The following is an 18,582-nucleotide window of genomic DNA, read 5'->3' on the forward strand; positions in this document are numbered from 1 at the left end:
CTCACAGGACGGTCTGCCCGTCCGGGTCGGCGCGGGACTCCGATTCCCCGCCGCCCTCCGGCGGTTCGCCCAACTGGCGTACGACCGGCACGACATGGTTGGCGACCGCCAGCAGCGCCAGGCCGACGGCGATGGCGATCAGAGGGACCTGGACTCCGAGACCGTCCGCCAGCGCCCCGCACACCACCGGGGCGAGCCAGCCGCACGACTGCGAGGCCATGTTCGCCGATGTCATGACGCGTGCGGTCATCGCGTCCGGAACCATCGCCACCATGCCGCTGGCGAACACGACGTTCAGCGGAGTCACGAAGAGGATGCTCGCGCCCAGACACAGGGCCGCCAGCCATGGCCGGGACGCCAGCAGCACGATCCCGCCGACGCCCACGGCGACCATCCAGGAGACGATCAGGATGATCCGGTAGCCGGACAGGCGTCGCACGACCCATCCGGCGGCGAGCGCGCCGCCGAGGCCGCACGCGGTGGCGATCGACTCGGCCGCGCCGATCTGCGAGGGCGACGCGCCGTGGTGCCGCAACGTGACGATGAACATGAAACCGATTCCGGTGAAGAACAGGTTCATCAGCGCCATCCACAGCAGTGCGTACCGCAGGAACGCGCTGCCCCGGATGAATGCCAGCCCCGCGCCCAGGTCGTGGCGCAGCGCAGGGCGGCCGGCGGGCCGGTTGGTGGCGTCGGGTCCCAGGGGGGTGCGCAGGAACAGACAGGCGAGGGCGACGGCCCCGAAAGAGAGGGCGTCCACGAGGAACGGTGCCCAGCGTGCCCATGAGAACAGCGCCCCGCCGAGCGGTGCTCCGGCCAACTGGGCACCGTAGTCGCGTGCCTCGACCCGGGCGAAGGCGGTCCTGACCTGTGACGCTGGGACGATGCGTTTCACCAGTGGTGTCGCCGCGCCGGCGAACGCCGCCGACGCCACGCCCTGCACCAGCGCCACAACCGCGATCAGCGGCAGCCACAGGCGCCCGGCGGCCACGATCCAGAAGACGACACCCATGGCGGCCAGTTGGACCAGTGAGGACCCGATCAGCAGAGCACGTCTCGGATAGCGGTCGGCGGCCACCCCCGCGGGCAACAGACCGGCCACCAGACCGACACTGCCGCAGGTGCCGACGCTCCCGGCAGCGGCGGCGGACCCGGTGGAAGCCAGGACCAGCAACGGGAACGCCAAGGTGGAAACACTGGTGCCCAGCCTCGACACCGCCACCCCGGACCACCAGATGTTGTAGTCCCGGTTTCGCCACAGCGGGGTGGGCTGCGGCCCTTGTGGATCGGCTTTCCGTCCGTTGTGTCGGGCCACGGTTCAACGTATCAGCCGCCTGCCGAAGCGTGTCGACCCGCGAGCAGGAAAGAGCGGGTCAACTGGCCTTAGACGGAGGCTAGTTGGCCGAATCCCTCACCGCATCCACGGTGCGGGCGACGGAGCCGTGGAGCAGGCTCAGGGATCGCTGCGGGGTGTGCGGCCGACGACAGCGCCGGACATGGTGTGCCGTTCGGAAACTCGTCGGCCGGTCAAGCCACGTATCGGTACTCACTGATCACGCCGCCCAACACGCAGGTGCGCAGGAGCCGATGAGAGGGCAAGTTGGCCACAGGCGGGCACGAGCCGAACCGGCCCGCGACGACCGGCCGTTGCCGGACGTGTGGCCGCGACGCCGTGGGCTCCCTGCGCCGGCTGGGCGCCACGGAAACGTACAAGATCACCGGCCGGTCCGCGCGTCGGCCGCCGAGCGGGAGCAGGGGGCGCGGCTGGAGGCGATGGCGGCGACGGGCCGGGTCCAGGTGGACTATCGGGGGTTGATGGTGGGCGAGTACGGACGGCTGCTGTGCGGTCACGGGAACGTCCTTCCGGTCATGGGTGATCGAAGCGCGACCGAAGCTCCTGAAGGGCTTTGGACCGTGGTGCCGAAGAAGCTGGATTCGGTGGTGTTGTCCTAGTCGTGATCGGTGGAGAGGGCGACGTGCCGCCAGGCGTCCATCTCCTTGCGGAAGGTGTCCAGTTTGGCGTCGAAGGCTTGCAGGGTGTCGGCTCCGAGCGGGAGGCGCAGGGGCGGCTCGGGGGAGGCGGCCATCTCGACCATGGCGCGCGCGGCCTTGACCGGGTCGCCGGGCTGGGCGTGGTTCAGGCTCGCGGCGGCTGCACGCATGGCGCCGACGGTGGGCGCGTAGTCGTCGATCGTGTCGGGGCCGGTGTGCAGGCTGGTGGGGTCGAGGAAGTCGGTGCGGAAGAAGCCCGGTTCCACGAGCGTCACATGGATGCCGAGGGGGGCCAGTTCGGTGCGGAGGGTCTCGGTGAAGCCTTCGACGGCGAACTTCGTGGAGGCGTAGATGCCCCAGCCCGGCGCGGTGGCGAAGCCCACGATGGAGCTGATGTTGATCACGTGGCCGGAGTGCTGGCGCCGCAGTACCGGCAGTACGGCGCGTTGGACGGCGAGCGGGCCGAACACGTTGGTCTCGAACACCGCGCGTACTGCGGCGTCGTCGGACTCTTCGACGGCGGCGAGCAGTCCGGTGCCGGCGTTGTTGACCAGGACGTCGATCCGGCCGAACCGCTCGACCGCCGCGTCAACGGCCGCCCGGATGCTCTGCGGGTCCGTCACGTCCAGCGGCACGGTGAGCAGCGCGTCGCCGGCGTCGGGAAACTGCTCGCGGACGGTTTCGGGCTTCCGCGCGGTCGCGACCACCTGGCGGCCGGCGGCGAGGGCGGCACGGGTGATCTCCAGGCCGAAGCCCCGGGACGATCCAGTGATGAACCAAACGCTCATTGTCTACTCCGGTGTTGAGGCAGTGGGCAGGTCGAAGGCTGCGCGGTTTTGGGCGATGAAGCCCTCGACGTCGAGGGGGTCGCTGCCGCCGATCGTCCTCACCAGGTCGTTGGTGCCGGCGAAGACGCCGTTGCGGTAGTCGACGGCCACGGCGAGCAGGTGCTGGATCAGGTGGTCCGGCGCGCCGCGCCCGTGCAGGATGGCGGCGAATTCGTCGAGTTCGATGGGCACGTAGGTGACTTCACGGTCCAGCGCCCGTGACATCTTCTCGGCGATCTCGTAGTGGTTGAGCTCCTCGGCTCCGTACAGCGGGTAGATCTGGCCGACGTGCGGGGCGGGGTCTTCCAGGATGGCCGCGATCACCTTCGCCTGGTCGCTTTCCGCGATGGGGGCGTGGCGTCCGTCGGCGAACGGCAGGCGCAGTTCGCCGGTTCCGTCGGCCCAGGTGTCGATCAGCCACTGGGCGAAGAAGGTCGGGCGGATGTGGGTGACGGGGACCGGGGAGTGGTCCAGGACGCGTTCGGCGACCCAGTGCTGACGTGCCGCGTTGCTGGCGGTGTTGCGGCGGGCGGAGACCTGCGACATGTTCACGATCGCCTGGACCCCGTTCTCCTCCGCCGCCTGGGCCACGTTCGCGGTGGCGTCCAGCAGGCCGGGATGGATCGGATAGGTGAAGTACAGGGCGTCGATCCCCGTGGTCGCCCGGGCCAGGGAGTCCAGGTCGAGGACGTCGCCTTCCACGACGTCCGCTCCGAGGGCGGCGAGCCGCTCGGCGCGCCCGTCGAGGCCGCGGACGAGTGCGCGGACGCGGTGGCCGCGCTGGAGCAGGAGTTCGGTGGTGTGGCCGCCGGTCTTGCCGGTGGCCCCGATCACGAGGAGGTTGCGTTCCATGAGGGTGATCTCCGTTTCTTGAGAGGGAGCTGGCGGGAACTCCAGCGTCAGTCCTTCGAACGGGTGTCGCAGAAGATGAGTGAGGCGGTGCGATGCCCGTCCAGCAGGAGGCTGTGGTTGCGGGCCCGAGCCGAGTGGCCGCGGCCCTGTGGTCAGGGTGTGTGGCGGGGCCGGAGGGCGAGCAGCGCGGTTGCTGCGGCGATGCCGGCGCCGGCCTGGACGGACCAGGCATGGTCGAACCCGGTGGTCGTGGCCTGGGGGGTGAGGGCGACGAGCAGGGCCACGCCCACGGCGCTGCCGATCTGCCGGCCCATGTTGAGTACGGCGCTGCCGGTGGTGGCGCGTTCGGGTGCGAGGGTGCCGGCGGCGGCGAACAGCGGCGCCTGGGTCAGACCGCCGGCCAGGCCGATCAGGATCAGGCCCGGGAACATGCCGCTCCAGTAGTCGGGGGTGGTGTGCACGGTCGCGATCCAGTAGCCGGCGGCGAGTGCCATGGCCAGCGTGCCGGTCACGGCGGGGGCGGTGCGTCCGAAGCGGCGCTGGATGGGGCCGGCGTTCATCGCGAAGGCGATCGAGGTCAGGGGGGCCGGGGCGATGGAGACGCCGGCGCGCAGCGGGCTGAAGTGCCAGACCTCCTGCATGAACAGGGCGGTGCTGAGCAGGACGATGGCGAAGCCGGCTGAGAACAGGAACAGGGCCACGGTGGCGGCGGTGAACGGCCTGCCGGCGAACAGCTGCTTCTCGATCACCGGCGCCTTGGCGCGCAGGGTGCGCTCGACGGTCGCGGCAGCGGCCAGGGCGGCTGCGGCGAACAGGGCCACGGTGCGGATGTCCGTCCAGCCCCACCCCGGCCCCTGGACGGTGGCGAGCACCAGCAGGCTCACGGCCAGCAACAGTGCGAGGGCAGAAGCCGCGTCCGGCACAGCGGCACCCTTGGGCTGACGCACCTCGGGCAGCAGCAGCGCGCCGGCGACGAGGGTGGCGATGCCGACGGGAACGTTGATCAAGAAGATCCACCGCCAGTCGAGGGTGACGAGCAGACCGCCGACGGGCGGGCCCGCCGAGGCCGCGATCGCGCCCACGCCCGCCCACAGGCCGACCACCAGGGTGTGCTGGCGTTTGGGGAAGCTCGGGTAGAGCAGGCCGAGCGAGGTCGGCACGATCATCGCCGCGCCGACGGCCTGGAGAGCCCGGGCGCCGACCAGCACGCCGAGGCTGGGTGCGGCGGCCGCGACTGCGGAGGTGAGGGTGAAGAGTGCCACTCCGGACAGCAGCATCTTCTTGCGCCCCCAGTGATCCGCGATCCGGCCCGCGGGCACGAGCATGGCGGCGAAGACGATGGCGTAGGCCGACAGAACCCACGACACGCTCGCGACGCCCGTGCCCGAGAACGACTGCCCGATCCCGTCGAGGGCGACGTTGACGACGAAGAAGTCGAGCTGTGCCATGAAGGCGACGGCTCCCAGCACCGCCATGATGCTCCAGCGGCGTGGGTGACCCACCTCGGTGGCGGCCGGGGCCGGGCCGGTGTGCGGTGTTGTCGCGACCGCCTGCGGTGCAGCCTGTGTGGACATCCTGTCCGCCTCCCCAGAGGAATGGGCTTGGCAGCCCTTTTCTGTCTGCCTCCAGGAGACATCTCGCAGAATGGGTTGTCAAGCCCCTTTTTGCGCTACGATGGTCACCATGACCACAACCGGCGAAGCGCCGGGCCGGAAGCTGACCGCCAAAGGCCTGGCCACACGCGAACGCATCGTCAGGGCGGCCGCCGAGCTGATCTACGAACACGGTGCGCAGAACACCAACAACGAGCAGATCCGGGAGGCCGCCGGGGTCAGCGGCTCGCAGCTGACGCGCCACTTCCCCACCAAAGAGTCCCTGGTGCGCGCGGTGCTCGCCTGGCAGGCCGACAGTATCGTCGCCCGCCACCAGGCGCCCGAGCTGGGCGAGCTGGACAGCTTCGCCGCCCTGCGCCGGTGGGCCGACTCCTACATCTCCTCGCAGGACATGCTGCGCGGCGGCTGCACGTTCGGCTCCCTGGCCGCCGAGGTCGTCAAGACCGAGCCCTCCCACCGGGACGCGGTGGCCCACGGCTTCGAGCGGTGGCAGGAGCTGTTCAAGCGCGGCCTGAGCAAGATGCGCGAGCGCGGCGAACTGCGGGCGGAGGCCGACCCGGCCGCACTCGCCCACCTGCTCGCCGCCGCATTCCAGGGAGGAGCACTGCTGGACCAGGCGGCTGGCGAGTCCACACCCCTGCGTGACGCGCTGTACGGGGCCCTGGGCTACATCGAGTCATTCGCCGCAGAACGCTGACCGTACTGCGGAGTGCGGACCCTCAAGCGCGCAACGTTCAGGAAGCGTCTGAGGTGACTGGGCGGGGCGTCTGCTGGGACCGGGACCGTGCCGTGAGCGGGAGTCCTCCGAACGCGTGATCGGCAACGCGCTCCAGGGCGGCTGAGTCGAGCCCGGCCCTGGCCATCACTTCCATGCCGCGGTTGACGGTCATGAGCAGTTGGCCGATTTCGGAGGCGTCCGCCTCGGGTTCGAGGTCGCCATGGCGCTGTGCAGCCTGAACGCACTCGGTCAGTGAACCCTCGATTCTCCTGAGGGCCTGTCGGACTCGTTCGTTGGCCCGCGGATCGTGGTCGACGCCCTCGATGACGAAGCCGGTCACCATGCAGCCGAGCCGGTCGGGGTCGTCGTGGACGAATCGCGCCGACTTCACGAGATATGCCCGCAGTCGTTCCAACGCGGTCTCGTCGGGGCCTTCGAGTACGGCCGCCCAGGCGGTCTCATTGCGGTCGCAGTACGCCTCCAGCGTCTGCAGGTAGAGCTTGCTCTTGTCGCCGAAGGCGGCGTAGAGGCTGCCGCGGCCCAGCCCGCCGGCCTTGGCGATGTCGTCAACGCTCGTACCGGCGTATCCGGTACGGCGGAACTGTCGCTCGATGGCCTGTACGACCTTGTCCTTGTCGAATCCTGGTGGGCGTCCCATGGGGCCAGTTTACAGGTCACACGAGCATTCTTGACATGTCGTTCCAGAACTTCGTAGGGTTCTTGACGGAGCGGTCCAGAACTCTGCCGCCAGTCACTCACGGCATCCCTCAAAGCCCACGGAACGGACGAGACGCATGTCTTCGCAAGATCAGATGGCCCCTGCGCGAGCGCAGACAGAAGGCGGGGGTACATCGAGAGCACGGCCGGCCCTCATCCTCGCTGTGCTGGCCATGGCGAGTTTCCTCGGCCAACTCGACGTGTGGATCACCAACGTCGGTCTGCCGAACATCGGGCAGGGCTTGGGTGCGACCTCTCTGTCGGACCTGAGCTGGGTGCTCAATGGCTACGCGATCGTCTTCGCCGCCCTTCTCGTCCCCGCGGGGCGGCTCGCCGACCGCTTCGGACGCAAGAGCGGCTTCCTTCTCGGCATGGCCGTCTTCGTAGCGGCGAGTCTCGGGGCGGCCCTGTCCGGCGACGTATGGGTGCTGGTTGTCTTCCGTGCCCTTCAGGCGGTGGGCGCCGCCCTGCTGACCCCCGCCAGCCTCGGCCTGGTGTTGACGAGCGCACCCGCTGACAAGGTGGAGCGGTACGTCAAGATCTGGTTCACCGCAGGCTCGCTGTCCGGGGTGTGCGGACCGATTTTCGGCGGGCTGCTGGTCCAGGTCTCCTGGCGGTGGCTGTTCCTGGTGAACATTCCCGTCGGGCTGCTCGCCATCGCGCTGGCCGCCCGGCTCGTGGCCAACGCCAAGCACGAACAGGACGCCCGCATCCCCGACCTGCTCGGCGGCGTCCTGCTGATCGTCGTGGTCGGTGCCCTGGCTCTCGGCGTGGTGAAGGCGCCCGACTGGGGCTGGTCGGACACCCGGGTCGTCATGTCCCTGGTTGTGGCAGTGGTCGGGTTGCTGGCGTTTCTGTTCCGCTCGTCACGGCACCAGGTGCCGGTAGTCGACCTTTCTCTCTTCCGTGACCGCATCTTCGCCTCGGCGAACCTCGCCGGCATGCTGCAAGTGGCCGCGTTCGGCAGCCTCCTGCTGTCGACGATCCTCTGGCTGCAGACCCACTGGCACTACTCCGCCATCAAAACCGGGTGCGCCAGTCTTCCCGGCCCGATCGGCTTCGCCCTGGCTGCCACGGCCAGTGAAACCCTCCAGCGCCGGTTCCGGATCCCGTCCGGCGTCATCGCGGCGGCCGGCAGCGCGATCGCCTCTGCCGGCATCCTTCTCTTCGCCGTTCTGCTGCACAACGACCCGAACTACGCCTCCGGAGTCCTCCCGTGCTGGCTGCTCTTCGGGTTCGGCGCCGGTTTGGCGCTCCCGACCGTCGTCTCTTCCGCGACGGTCGGTCTGCGCCCCGAGCAGGCCGCCACCGGCAGCGCGATCGTGACCATGTCGACTCAGATCGGTTCGGTCGTCGGCATCAGCATCCTGGTCGCCATGCTCGGCACCGCCTCCGGTGGAGCCTCCCTGGAGACCTATCGGCACGCATGGCTGGTCACGATGGCCCTCATGGCTGTCGCGGGTGTGGTGTCGCTGGGCGTCTCGCAGAAAAGGGCGGTGGCAGTCCGATGACGGCGTCCGTTCCGGCTCAGGCTTACCGCGCCACGGTGCCAGGCAGCGGGCGGGCCCGCTGGCTCGGCCTTCTGGTGGTCTGTCTCGGCGTCATGATGGCCTTCGTCGACGTCACCTCCACCATCTCGGCCCTGGGCGACATCCAAAGCGACCTGCACGTCACCGCGAGCACGCTGGTATGGATCACCAGCGCGTACAGCCTCGCTGTCGTGAGCTTCGTGATGTCCGCCGGGACCTTCGGCGACCTCGTGGGGCGTCGACGCGTGTTCCGTCTGGGTGCCGCCGTCTTCCTGGCCGGCAGCGTGGTCGCTGTCTTCGCCGACAGCGCCGGCATGCTCATCACCGCACAGGCCATCGCGGGCCTCGGCGGGGCAGCCGTGTTGCCGACGAGCCTGGCGATCGTCAGTGCCACTTTCACCGACCCGCACGAGCGCACCTCCGCGATCGGCATCTGGGCCGCGTGCTCCGGAGTGGGCCTGGCCATCGGCCCGATCCTCGCCGGAGCCCTGCTCGAACACTTCTCCTGGCACGCCGTCTACATCGCCAACATCGTCATCGCCGGCGCGGCCCTCCTCCTGGCCCCGGTCTTCGTGGCCGAGTCCAGACACCCCACGCGCAAGCCCGATCTTGCGGGCCTTGTCCTGGGCACAGTGATGACGGCCTCTGCTACCTACGCGATCATTCAGGGTGGCGCCGCCGGATACACCAAGGCGCCGATCATCACCATGTATGTGGTCTTCGCCGTATCCCTGTTCATGTTCGTGCGCGTAGAACTTCGTCACCCCGACCCCATGCTGGACCTGAGACTCTTTCGGAGCGCTTCCTTCTCGGCCGTCATGGGCGTGGCTGCTGTCAGCGTTTTCGGACTGGTCGGTGTCGCCCTGCTCAGCGTGCTCTACATGGAACGCGTGGGACAGACCAGCCCCCTCGACGTCGGCGTGCGCCTGCTGCCGCTGTTCGGAACGTTCCTCCTGGTCACCGTGGTGGCCGCCCGGGTGCTGGTACACCGGGTCGGCCTCACACCCTTGATCACCGCGGGTCTGGTCCTCATCGGAGCCGGGTCTCTCGCGCTGCTCGCGACCGATGCCTCGGGAGGTTACGGGGCGATGTGGCCCGGGCTGCTCATTGCGGGCATCGGCGCGGGCCTCCTGACGGCGCCTTCGACGGCTGCCGCGGTCAACAGTGTCCCGCCACAGCAGGAGGGCATGGCGGCAGCAGCGGTGAACATGGCTCGTCAGCTGGGAACGGTGCTCGGTCCCAGTGTGCTCGGAACTGTCGTCACCAGTCGCTTCCCCCGCAACCTGCATGACCGTCTCGTCGAGGCAGGCATCCCCTCGCCGCAGGCGGACAGGATCGTGGAGGGTGCGTCACACGGCGGCGGCGCGACAGACCTCCCCACGTCCCTCGCTCGCGTGGTGGGAACCGCGGTACCGAGGGCGTTCACCGACGCCGTGCACTTGGGCAACGCCATAGGCGGAGTCGTACTGATCGTCATGGCCGTGCCTGCGGCGCTGTTCGTCCGCCACAAGGTTCACAGTCCCCGGACATCCGCCGAAGCGTAAGCGGTACGTCAACGGGACGGTGTGAGGCGCCCGCAGGACTTCCGGCCGAACAACCTCACCCGGAACAGCCGGTGTTGATCGCTGAGCACAAGCATCAACACCGGCACCGCCCGCGAACCGAGCATCGGTCAAACGGACGGCCGGACCCCCGGGCGACGCCGTGATCAACCATCAGGCCACTTTTAGCCAGACTGAAACCGTGCGCCTGACGCCCCGCGCCAGCGTGCGCGCGAAAAGGAGACACCGCCATGGCCAAAATCCTGCTCAGCATCCACGTGCTGGCGGCGATCCTGCTCATCGGACCGGTCACCATTGCGGCGAGCTTGTTCCCGCGTTATGCACGCCAGGCACTTGCCGACGGACCCGAGCAGCAGTCGGCCGAGGGATCGGTCCGGCTACTGCACCGGATCTGCCGGGTCTACGCCGTGGTCGGCATCTCCGTCCCGGCCCTCGGTATCGGCACCGCCGAGGTGATGGGCGTGATGGGCAGCGCCTGGCTCATCGCCTCCATGGCTCTGACAGCGGTGGCCGCCGTCCTGCTGGGCATCGCGGTGCTCGGCACCCAGGACAACGTGGTCACCCAGCTCGACAAGCCCGACCAGACGTCGACCGCCGCTCAGTCCCTGATCGCCCGGCTGCCCCGCCTGTCGATGATCACCGGCTTGTTCGCCCTCACCTGGCTGATCGTGGTGGTCCTGATGATCGTCCGCCCCGGCTCGACGACAGGCGCATAACGGCTCAACCACCGCGGTGAACCCCGCGCTCCGCCAATGGCTGTTGACGTGGTCGTGCTGTTCAACAGCGTGCGGGTGCGGCCCAGGGCAAGCGGAACTGATCCACTTCAGCCCCCCAGCAGCAAAAGAACTGCAGGTCAATGGGTGGCGATGATGCCGAGTACGGCAGCCGGCAAGGTCAGTCCCGCCAAACCGACCATGATCGGCTGCGCCAGCTGTGGGCACCTGTGCGCAACGTAGATAAGGGCCCCGGAGAACAACAAGCAGAAACCATTTCAGGTGATCTGGACCGTCGAGGCCTGGTCGTCGCTCATTGCGGTGTGCGACCTCGTTGCCGGCCGCGTCGCAGCCCGAGGATCATCGGCTGCTTTTCCTCGCGGATGCCAACTCCCTCCAGGGTCCATAGATCGTGGTGGTTGAGCGGGCGGCCTTGACGGTGACGGTGGTCCACCCGTCGGGCATGGCTGGCTCGGGGCGCTTCCCCAACTCCAGGCCGTTGAGCAGCTGATGACGGTCGAGACGGGCGGCGGTGTATCGCCGCACCGGTTTCACCACCGCCGGCACCCCTGAGAACGCTCTGAAACCGCGCTGAATGGTGGGTCGGCCACGCTCTGCGGCATGACAACGACGGCCCCGCTAGGTCCTGTCGTCAAATTCCCGTCGTCCGCCCGGAGGGCGGGTCCTGCGGCGTCAGGTGCGTGCTCTCGGCGTGCCGGGCACAGGCCCTCGTACTGGACGTACTTGGGTCTGTGCCTGGTGCGGTGAGAGTGCGTGCATGGCGTCGCGGGGCAGACGGGAATTTGACGACAGGGCCTAGGGGCAGCGGCCCGGGAGGGGATCACCATGAACGGCCTGCGACTGATCCGTCGGCACGCGGCCGCTTTCGGGCGCTTCGCCGGGCTGGGCAGCGGGGTCACCCTGGCTGCCTCGGCGGCCCTGGTCCTGCTTTCGCAGTGGATCCCGTGGATGGCGGCGAACGCGTTGACCACCGTCGCCTCCACCGTGGTCGCCACCGAGTTGCACGCCCGCGTCTCGTTCGGCCACGGACGGCCCGGTCTGGCCGGCCATCTGAAGAGCGCGGCAACCATTGCCCTCGGCTGGCTGGTCACGTCCGCCGCGGTCGGTTCGCTGGCCGTGCTCCGTCCCGGCGCCGGACTCGTCCTGCAGCAGACGGTGTACCTGTCGGCCACCGCGCTCGTCGGGATCGGCCGCTATCTCGTGCTGCGTCTGACTGTGTTCGCGGAGCGCGCCCCGAGGCCCCGGACCAGCGGCGGCGTCCGGTTGCGGGCCGTGTACGACGCGGCGGCGTGAGGGCCGTCGGGGAAAGTACTGCGGCCCGGGGTCGGGGCGGGAGGCGCCTCCCTCGGAGGTCGGCAGGAGCGGATGGACGTGGGGGGGGGCGGGGGGGGCGGGGGGGGGTGGGCACCCCCCCCGCGCCCCCCGCCGCCACCCGGCCCGGGGCGGGGGGGGGGAGGGGCGGGGTGGCCGGGCGGGGTGGGGGTTGGACCCCCCCCCCCACGTCGGCCCGGTCCGCAAGGCGGCGGCTCTCGGGGGGATCAGGTCGCGGGTGCCTGCGAAGACCGTGAGCGGGGGAGGAGCTACGAGCCCTGTCGGCCTGTGTCGCGGGTTGGCTGGACCAGATCAACCGAGACGACACCGGACATCCAGATTTCCTGGGCCAGGTCCGCTGTGACTTTCAGTGACCCAGCGTCTCGACTGATCTGGTCGCCCCAGGTCTCAGCCCTGCTCGCAGACCGGATCATGTGAGACGGGACAGAGGTGAAAGACCTTCTCCGCCGGGCCGTCGCAGCGGCCTGGTGAAGCTGGGGGCAGCCCGCCCCGGGGATCGCCGGGGCGGGTGGCAAGCGGCCCTGACATCGGCGGGACGTGCCGGGACTACCAGACGGTGCGGGCCCGGCTGGCGAGGTCAGAAGGTGTAGCGAGAGTGAACCAGTGGATGAAGCTCGGTAAGTAGTGAACCGGCTCAAACCTGGTGGATGAACCAGCGTCACTTCGTGATTCCGGGTGCTGCCCTCGACATGAGGAGCAATTGGCAATGGTTGTGGGTGCGGCCGTTGACGGAGCTTGTGTCAGGGCAGGTGTGCCAGCAGTAGTCTGGTGAGGGATTCGGGTGTGCGGAGCGGCAGGTAGTGGTCGGCGTTCGGAATCACCTCGCCGCGGGCGTCGGGGATGCTGGTGACGAGCCGTTCGGCGATCACACCGATCTCCGGGTGGTCGCGGTCGCCGTGGACCACCAGCGTTGGTGCTGCGATGTCCCCGAGGCGCGCTTCGGCATTGGGGCCCGCGCTGGAGTGCTGTTCGCTCACGACGCGCCGCTTGGCGTTCTGGATCACCATCGCCTCGATGAGCTCTCCTCCAGGAGCCGTGTGGCCCATCGCTGCCCAGATCGACAGTTCCAGCTCTGCCAGGGCTGCCGTGTCCTGCTCCCGGCGCGCCGTGGCGTAGGCCGACAACTCGGGGCTTCGCGGCCAGACGTGACCACTGACCGAGGCGCCGATCAAGGCCAGTGCGGTGACCCGCTCCGGGTGGGTGAGGGCGAAGTCCAGCGAGGTCTCCCCACCCATGCTCAACCCGACCAGGGCAGCCTGACGCAGACCGAAGTGGTCAAGAACGGCGCGCAGATCGTCGATGTCGCTGAACGGCTCACCCGGTGGCGTGGAGCGTCCCAGCCCCCGGGCGTCGTAGCGGATCACGTCGCGGTGACGAGCCAGCTCGGGAACAACGGCGTCCCACAGGCGAGAGTCCATGCCAGCGCCGTGCAGCAGCACCACTGGGCTGCCATGACCGCTGCGCTCGGCCCACAGCCGACCGCCAGCGGGGACAGGTATGCAGACTTCGCGCGGAGCCAAGACAGCCGGCCCGTCAGTGTTCGATATCACGCCGCGATCATTTCAGAACGTCCGACGAGCCGACCACGTTCGAAGCGGGCTCCTGCTCGGACAAGGGCGACGAGGTGGGCTCCGGTGATCGCGCGCCAACGGGCCTGGGCGGACTCGACAAGCTTCAACACCATCGCGAGGGCGGCGGCCGGGCTGCCGGCGCCGCGGGTGACCTTGCCCGGCTGGGCCGGGGACCTGGAGCGCTACCAGGCCCTCATGGAGAGCCTGCTGGCTGCGCCTGCCGCAGCAGCACCTCAGCCTGAGCAGGCGCGTGCCTCAGGGAGCAGCCCACTGCCCGATGACGGCGGTCTGGAGCGGTGATCGCGAGACCGGCCGACAGACGCGTGCCTATGCCACGGCCGGAGTCTCCCGGCCTTGGTCAGGACGAGGAAGAGTCTGGCCACCAGGTGGAGCGCACGCCTGGTGGAACGGGGAGATCGGCTGGCGGACCGAACAGAGCGAGCAATGGAAGGTCATGGCCGTTCCCGAGCCACGCGCGCAGGACCGGCACGCCCTGCGCTTCCTCTTCGTATTCGGCCGCCGTGCCGGTGGTTGACGGTCCCTCAGGGCAAATGGCGTGGGTGTTTGTCATACCGGTGATCTAAGGTCGCGTTGTTCTCTGGGGAGGGGATGACGCATGGCGCGTGGGGGACGGTGGGCTGTGCTGTGCGCGGCCGCGGTGCTGACGCTGGCGGGGTGTGGGCAGCGGGCGGCGCAGGCCAAACCCGGGTTCGAGAGCGCGGAGAAACTGCCGGAGAGGCTCGGAAAGGACGGCACCACCATCCTGGTGGGCGATCCGGACGCGAAGATGACCGTGCACCTGTATGAGGATCCGCGCTGTCCGTACTGCGAGAAGTTCGAGACCACCGGCGGTTCCTCGAAGTTGCGGGAAGCGATGCTCGACCGCCGGACGAGAACCGAGTACACCCTCGCCTCCTTCCTGGACGACCGGGCCGGCGGCAGCGGGTCGAAGAAGGCGGTCAACGCACTGCGCGCCGCGCTGGAGCAGGGCAAGTTCGTGGAGTACCACGAGGTGCTCTACGCCCACCAGCCCGAGGAGAGCACCGACGGCTACACCGACGCCTATCTGCTGGAACTGGCCGGCAAGGTCGAGGGCCTGCGCGGCCCGGAGTTCAACGCGGCCGTGAAGAACATGACGTACCGCTCCTTCGTCACCGCCTCCCAGAAAGCGTACGAGCGGGCCGGGGGAGCGAAGGACCCCGAAGGACCGGGAACGCCCACCGCGGTGATCAACGGCAAGCAGATCCCGACGGAGTACAACGGCCTGCTCTACGACAGCGATGCCTTCGCCGAACTGCTGCAGAAGATCTACGCCAAGCCCTGGGAGTGGGAAGAGACCTCCTTGTGAACCATCGCGTCACCACCGGGGTGTGGTGTGGCCGCGCGACCGGCTTGCTGATGCCGTGCTCCAGCCACAGCCGCGAAGGAGACGGGCGGATGACTCACTGAACCGACCGGGCGGGACTCCAGCCCCGGCCGCACCACGCTGACCGCCGGTCGGCGGCCTGCGTAAAGCCCCTTCAAACGTAAGGATGTTGATGAGACGTAATTCCGTCACCGGTTTAGCCGCAGTGTTCGTTTCAGCTGCGGGTCTGGCCGCATCGCTGCTGGGCGCCGGCCCGGCCGGTGCTGTTTCCGGCCGGCCGGTGCTCACTCTTGACGCGCCGACACCGGCGGCCTTGCCGACTGCTCCTGCCACGGAAGGTGTGTACTTCGACTTCCACACCAAGACCAAGAACCTGACGGCACACGATGTCACGCTGACCGTGGACGCCCGAGGTCTGTCGAAGATCGCCAAGGTGGCGTTCTCGAGCAACTGCACCGCCCATGGCCTGGTCGCCACGTGCTCGGAGTCGTTCGAGTCGGGCTCCAACCCGAACATCGGCCTCGGGTCAATGACCCGGTTGACCCTGACCGCGCTCAGGGGCAGCCGACTGGGCGCCACGGGAACGTACAAGATCACTGGCCGGTCCGCTCATGCGCGGATCGTGGGCGGCACGGGATCGGTCACCGTGGGAGGGCCGTCCTTCGGCCTTGACCACCTCGCCGACCACACCAACCTGAAGGTCGGCAGCAACGTCGCCGAACCGGTCCGGTTCACCAACGTGGGCAACCGTCCGGCCCGCGGTGTGCAGACCGTCCTGGCGGCCTCACCCGGCCTGGACTTCGCCGACCACTACTCCAACTGCAAGTACGGGTTCAACGGCGCGATCCACTTCGCGGAGTGCTACCCCAAGGGTGTCATCAACATCGGCGAGACGGCTGCCCTGGCTGCCCCGGTGCGTCTGCACGTGGGCTCCACCGCCCTCAACACCTACCTCGACGCGCTCACCGCGCCTCTCGGGCAGCCGGGCTGGCCGGACGGGCAGGGCATCAAGTGGACGTGGGGCAAGGGGGTCGCGCTCAAACTGAAGGTGGTCAAGGCGGGCCGGCGGTCCTCGGTCCCGGCGGGCTCCGTCTCCCTGCCGCAGACGGGCAGCGTCACCGACTACTGGATCGCCACCCTGAGGGCCCGCAACACGGCCGACTTCGCAGTGTCCGGCGCGAGTGCTCAAGCCGGGGCGGGCGCAACCGCGACCCTCGCCTTCCACCTGACCGCCAACGGTCCGGCGACCCTGTACGACCGCAGCGGCGGTGAGGGAGTGCCCACCGCCTGGGTGACGCTCCCGCCCGGCACCACCGCCGTCGGTCATTCGGCCAACTGCGCCCCGTGGCAGGAGAACAACCCGGCCGCCGAGGCAAAGGGGCCGTATGTCTGCAGTCTGCCGGGCATCATCGTGCCCAAGGCACAGGTCACCAACTTCTCCTTGACCCTCCGGGTCGACGACGTGGTCACGCACGCCCAGGGCGGCGTCCAGCTGGTCTGGGGACCGGATCCGGCCGACTCCCACCGGCCCGCTTTCGATCCGAACAGCCGTAACGACTCCGCCGTCCTCACCGTGAACTGAGCCACGACCCACGGGCCGTGCCGGGCCCCTTCACCCCGGCACGGCCGAACGGCCTCTCCGCCGCTGTCCACGATGTGGAGGCCGATGCCGAGCAGCGCCTGCTCGGCATCGGCGCGCGAGGCACCACATGAGCCAGAACGCGGACTCGTGAACAGATCAGCACCGGCACACCGGCTTCCGGGCCGTAACAGACCGGGCCAGCGTCGCGGCGACGGCCATCGCGGTCCGCGCGCCTCCGGGGGTACAGCGGTGCGAGCAGCCCTCTGGTGTACCGCGGTCAGGCGGGTCGCCAGCCCCAGGCCCTGGCTGATCGATTCCAAGGGATCGGCTGCGCGCATAGAACGAGGGCGTCCAACGTCAGTGCGTGAAGACAGAGTTGGACACCCTCGTGACCTCTCAGGTCAGGTGGCTCCGCCACGCCCATTCCCACCTGCGGCATCTCTTCCCGTACTTGCCCAAGCAACCCGGGCTACAACAAGCGGCTGCGCAAAGCCGTCGGACTGCTTCGGCGTGTCACCCGGCTCCTGGCCACCGATACCTCGGTGTGGAGCGACGACGCGTGGATGGTGGACTCCACGCCGGTGGAATGCGGCCGTTCACGCGAGACCGTCAAACATTCCGACCTGGCCGGATGGGCCGAGTACGGGTACTGCGCCAGTCACGGCCGCTTCCTTTGGGGCCTGCGGCTGCACCTGGTGTGCACCCGTCAGGGCCTGCCGGTCGCGTTCGCCCTGACGGGGGCCAAGGCTGACGAGCGCGAGACCCTGCTGGATCTCCTGTCCGACGAACCCGGCTTCGTCGCCGCGCGTCCCGCCCAGACGCTGATCGGCGACAGGAACTACTTCGGCCGGGGCTTCGAACACGAGCTGGCCAAGCAGGACATCCGGCTGCTGCGGTCGGTCCGCAAGACCGAGCCGGAGCGGCCCGGCGCTCCCCTCTTCAAGCCGTTGCGGCAGGTCACCGAGTCGGTCAATGAGACCTTCAAGGGCCAACTCGATCTCGAACAGCATCGAGGGCGCACGCCCGGCGTTCGGATTACTCGTATTGGTTGCCCCTTGCCTACTTGGCGGATCCGACCACCAAGGCGAACGGCTCGGGAGCGTACGACCCGCGCTCAGAACCCGACGACAACCCGGAAGAGTGCGGGGTCGGCGATGGCGAAGTCAGGGGAGGAGGGCAGGCGCTGTTGGAAGCGGGGGTCGTTGTCTGCGGTGCGCCATGCGTCGGGGCTGTCCCAGTGCGCGATCCAGACCAGCTGGAAGCGAGTGTCCGGGGCCACCGCACGGTGCAGCCGGTTGTCCCGGAAGCCGGGCGCCTTGCTCAGCAGCTCTGCGCGGCCGAGCCAGTGAGGCAGGAATTCATCGATCCGCTTGGCGGGCAGCTCGAAGGCATTGACGAAGGTGATTCCCGGCCCTTCGCCCGAACCGTTTCCCACTGCGCGGAATTCGGCCGCCACCTCGTACCATCCGCCGTGCACGGTGGCATAACTGGCGGCGGTGGCTGCCGACGCGGTGAAGCCGGGATTCGCCAGAGCCTCGTCCCGGGCCTCGATGCTGTCCCAGTGCGCCACATTGACCAGGCCGAGCCGGGACTCCGGGAACAGTCTGCGGTGTAGCCGCGCATCCCGGAAACCGGCGGCGGTGTGGATGAGCCCGACGCGCTCCCGCCAGCGTGCGATGGACTCGTCGATCCGGTCCTCGGGCAGTTCCCACGCGTCGATCAGGGTGATTCCGTTATCAGTCACCGCACCATCGTGAAATCTCAACCCCACTTCAGGTCAAGATGATCCGGTCGCGCTACCCGGCGAGCGACGCAACTATGTCCACGACCCGCCGGCGCTGGTGAGGCTCCTTCGCCACTGGCCGACCCATCCCCCGATCCCTGATTACCGACCACTGACCCCTCGGAATCGATCATCTGGGCAAGGGCGTCGGGAGGGCGGGTGGTGGAGGACGAAAGGTCGACGTCGAAGTCCCCTGCGTCCGCAGGGACAACGCCTCTGCCGCAGTCATGGCCATGGGCGACCTTCGAAATGCCCCCGCGGGTGCGGGGACGACACGGCGCCGTGCCCGCCGATCCACCGCGTGAACGCGAGCTACCCCCGAAGCAGGCCTGAGGCCGCCGTCGCACCTGCCGCCTGCTGAGGGCAACCGACGAAATGGGGCTCCCCAGGCGACCGAGTACGTC

General features: G+C 68.9%; 14 protein-coding genes and 3 pseudogenes. 8 read left to right on the forward strand and 9 right to left on the reverse strand.

All coding sequences use genetic code 11. From position 1 onward, the window contains the following. Window position 1: 1 nt before the first annotated feature. The 4 genes from ACFVWD_RS06275 to ACFVWD_RS06290 form a co-directional block, all read right to left on the reverse strand. Window positions 2-1,315, reverse strand: coding sequence for an MFS transporter (locus ACFVWD_RS06275; protein ID WP_389594213.1), 1,314 nt, complete (start codon window positions 1,313-1,315; stop codon window positions 2-4). 634 nt (window positions 1,316-1,949) lie between these two features. Beyond that, entirely contained in the window at window positions 1,950-2,780 is an 831-nt protein-coding gene (locus ACFVWD_RS06280) for an oxidoreductase (protein ID WP_389594214.1), read from the reverse strand. 3 nt (window positions 2,781-2,783) lie between these two features. After that, entirely contained in the window at window positions 2,784-3,671 is an 888-nt protein-coding gene (locus tag ACFVWD_RS06285; protein ID WP_389594215.1) for an NmrA family NAD(P)-binding protein, read from the reverse strand. Between the two features lie 152 nt (window positions 3,672-3,823). Then, window positions 3,824-5,245 (reverse strand): MFS transporter, encoded by a 1,422-nt coding sequence (locus tag ACFVWD_RS06290; protein WP_389594216.1) that lies wholly within the window; start codon window positions 5,243-5,245, stop codon window positions 3,824-3,826. A gap of 109 nt (window positions 5,246-5,354) precedes the next feature. Between ACFVWD_RS06290 and ACFVWD_RS06295 the strand changes: the two genes are divergently transcribed. Beyond that, entirely contained in the window at window positions 5,355-5,981 is a 627-nt protein-coding gene (locus ACFVWD_RS06295; RefSeq protein ID WP_389594217.1) for a TetR/AcrR family transcriptional regulator, read from the forward strand. Between the two features lie 37 nt (window positions 5,982-6,018). Here ACFVWD_RS06295 and ACFVWD_RS06300 read toward each other — a convergent pair whose 3' ends face one another. Continuing rightward, a complete protein-coding gene (locus tag ACFVWD_RS06300) occupies window positions 6,019-6,660 on the reverse strand; it encodes a TetR/AcrR family transcriptional regulator (protein ID WP_389594218.1) in 642 nt (213 codons plus the stop codon). 232 nt (window positions 6,661-6,892) lie between these two features. Between ACFVWD_RS06300 and ACFVWD_RS06305 the strand changes: the two genes are divergently transcribed. The 3 genes from ACFVWD_RS06305 to ACFVWD_RS06315 all read left to right on the forward strand — a co-directional run bounded on the left by ACFVWD_RS06305 (window position 6,893) and on the right by ACFVWD_RS06315 (window position 10,526). Continuing rightward, a complete protein-coding gene (locus tag ACFVWD_RS06305; protein WP_389594219.1) occupies window positions 6,893-8,230 on the forward strand; it encodes an MFS transporter in 1,338 nt (445 codons plus the stop codon). Next, on the forward strand, window positions 8,227-9,792 hold the full coding sequence (locus ACFVWD_RS06310; protein WP_389594220.1) for an MFS transporter: 1,566 nt from the start codon (window positions 8,227-8,229) through the stop codon (window positions 9,790-9,792). Before ACFVWD_RS06305 ends, ACFVWD_RS06310 begins: the two co-directional genes overlap by 4 nt. Before the next feature lie 248 nt (window positions 9,793-10,040). Beyond that, window positions 10,041-10,526 carry a DUF2269 family protein gene (locus ACFVWD_RS06315; RefSeq protein WP_389594221.1) on the forward strand — a complete coding sequence of 162 codons (486 nt, stop codon included), beginning with the start codon at window positions 10,041-10,043 and terminating at the stop codon, window positions 10,524-10,526. Window positions 10,527-10,859: 333 nt separating this feature from the next. Here ACFVWD_RS06315 and ACFVWD_RS06320 read toward each other — a convergent pair. Then, window positions 10,860-11,069 (reverse strand): annotated as a pseudogene (locus ACFVWD_RS06320) (Zn-dependent oxidoreductase); the annotation flags it as partial. A gap of 300 nt (window positions 11,070-11,369) precedes the next feature. Here ACFVWD_RS06320 and ACFVWD_RS06325 point away from each other — a divergent pair. Then, window positions 11,370-11,837, forward strand: a complete 468-nt coding sequence (locus ACFVWD_RS06325; protein WP_389594222.1) for a hypothetical protein — start codon at window positions 11,370-11,372, stop codon at window positions 11,835-11,837. Between the two features lie 779 nt (window positions 11,838-12,616). On the opposite strand, the gene ACFVWD_RS06330 is transcribed toward ACFVWD_RS06325, so the two are convergent. Together ACFVWD_RS06330 and ACFVWD_RS06335 are read right to left on the reverse strand one after the other, a co-directional pair. Then, on the reverse strand, window positions 12,617-13,426 hold the full coding sequence (locus ACFVWD_RS06330) for an alpha/beta fold hydrolase (protein ID WP_389594223.1): 810 nt from the start codon (window positions 13,424-13,426) through the stop codon (window positions 12,617-12,619). Next, window positions 13,423-13,602, reverse strand: a pseudogene (locus ACFVWD_RS06335) (IS256 family transposase); the annotation flags it as partial. The gene ACFVWD_RS06330 and the pseudogene ACFVWD_RS06335, both read right to left, overlap by 4 nt. A 461-nt stretch (window positions 13,603-14,063) precedes the next feature. On the opposite strand from ACFVWD_RS06335, the gene ACFVWD_RS06340 reads away from it, so the two are divergent. The 3 genes and pseudogenes from ACFVWD_RS06340 to ACFVWD_RS06350 all read left to right on the forward strand — a co-directional run. Further along, the gene (locus ACFVWD_RS06340) at window positions 14,064-14,795 is read left to right on the forward strand and encodes a DsbA family protein (protein WP_389594224.1); all 732 of its coding nucleotides are present in this window, start codon (window positions 14,064-14,066) and stop codon (window positions 14,793-14,795) included. A 331-nt stretch (window positions 14,796-15,126) separates the two neighbouring features. Next, window positions 15,127-16,395: a hypothetical protein gene (locus ACFVWD_RS06345; RefSeq protein WP_389594225.1), complete on the forward strand. Its 1,269-nt coding sequence runs from the start codon at window positions 15,127-15,129 to the stop codon at window positions 16,393-16,395. Window positions 16,396-16,741: 346 nt separating this feature from the next. Then, window positions 16,742-17,441, forward strand: a pseudogene (locus ACFVWD_RS06350) (IS982 family transposase); the annotation flags it as partial. Between the two features lie 68 nt (window positions 17,442-17,509). On the opposite strand, the gene ACFVWD_RS06355 reads toward ACFVWD_RS06350, so the two are convergent. Next, window positions 17,510-18,139: an antibiotic biosynthesis monooxygenase family protein gene (locus ACFVWD_RS06355; protein ID WP_389594226.1), complete on the reverse strand. Its 630-nt coding sequence runs from the start codon at window positions 18,137-18,139 to the stop codon at window positions 17,510-17,512. Between the last annotated feature and the right edge of the window lie 443 nt (window positions 18,140-18,582).

This window comes from Streptomyces sp. NPDC058086 (assembly GCF_042885015.1).
Lineage (GTDB): Bacteria > Actinomycetota > Actinomycetes > Streptomycetales > Streptomycetaceae > Streptomyces.

Bases quoted from the DNA above. Each gene is read 5' to 3' on its own strand.
- ACFVWD_RS06285 (WP_389594215.1), bottom strand. From the start codon at position 3,671: ATGGAACGCAACCTCCTCGTGATCGGGGCCACCGGCAAGACCGGCGGC.
- ACFVWD_RS06280 (WP_389594214.1), bottom strand. From the start codon at position 2,780: ATGAGCGTTTGGTTCATCACTGGATCGTCCCGGGGCTTCGGCCTGGAG.
- ACFVWD_RS06290 (WP_389594216.1), bottom strand. From the start codon at position 5,245: ATGTCCACACAGGCTGCACCGCAGGCGGTCGCGACAACACCGCACACC.
- ACFVWD_RS06340 (WP_389594224.1), top strand. From the start codon at position 14,064: ATGGCGCGTGGGGGACGGTGGGCTGTGCTGTGCGCGGCCGCGGTGCTG.
- ACFVWD_RS06300 (WP_389594218.1), bottom strand. From the start codon at position 6,660: ATGGGACGCCCACCAGGATTCGACAAGGACAAGGTCGTACAGGCCATC.
- ACFVWD_RS06305 (WP_389594219.1), top strand. From the start codon at position 6,893: ATGGCGAGTTTCCTCGGCCAACTCGACGTGTGGATCACCAACGTCGGT.
- ACFVWD_RS06315 (WP_389594221.1), top strand. From the start codon at position 10,041: ATGGCCAAAATCCTGCTCAGCATCCACGTGCTGGCGGCGATCCTGCTC.
- ACFVWD_RS06295 (WP_389594217.1), top strand. From the start codon at position 5,355: ATGACCACAACCGGCGAAGCGCCGGGCCGGAAGCTGACCGCCAAAGGC.
- ACFVWD_RS06310 (WP_389594220.1), top strand. From the start codon at position 8,227: ATGACGGCGTCCGTTCCGGCTCAGGCTTACCGCGCCACGGTGCCAGGC.
- ACFVWD_RS06325 (WP_389594222.1), top strand. From the start codon at position 11,370: ATGAACGGCCTGCGACTGATCCGTCGGCACGCGGCCGCTTTCGGGCGC.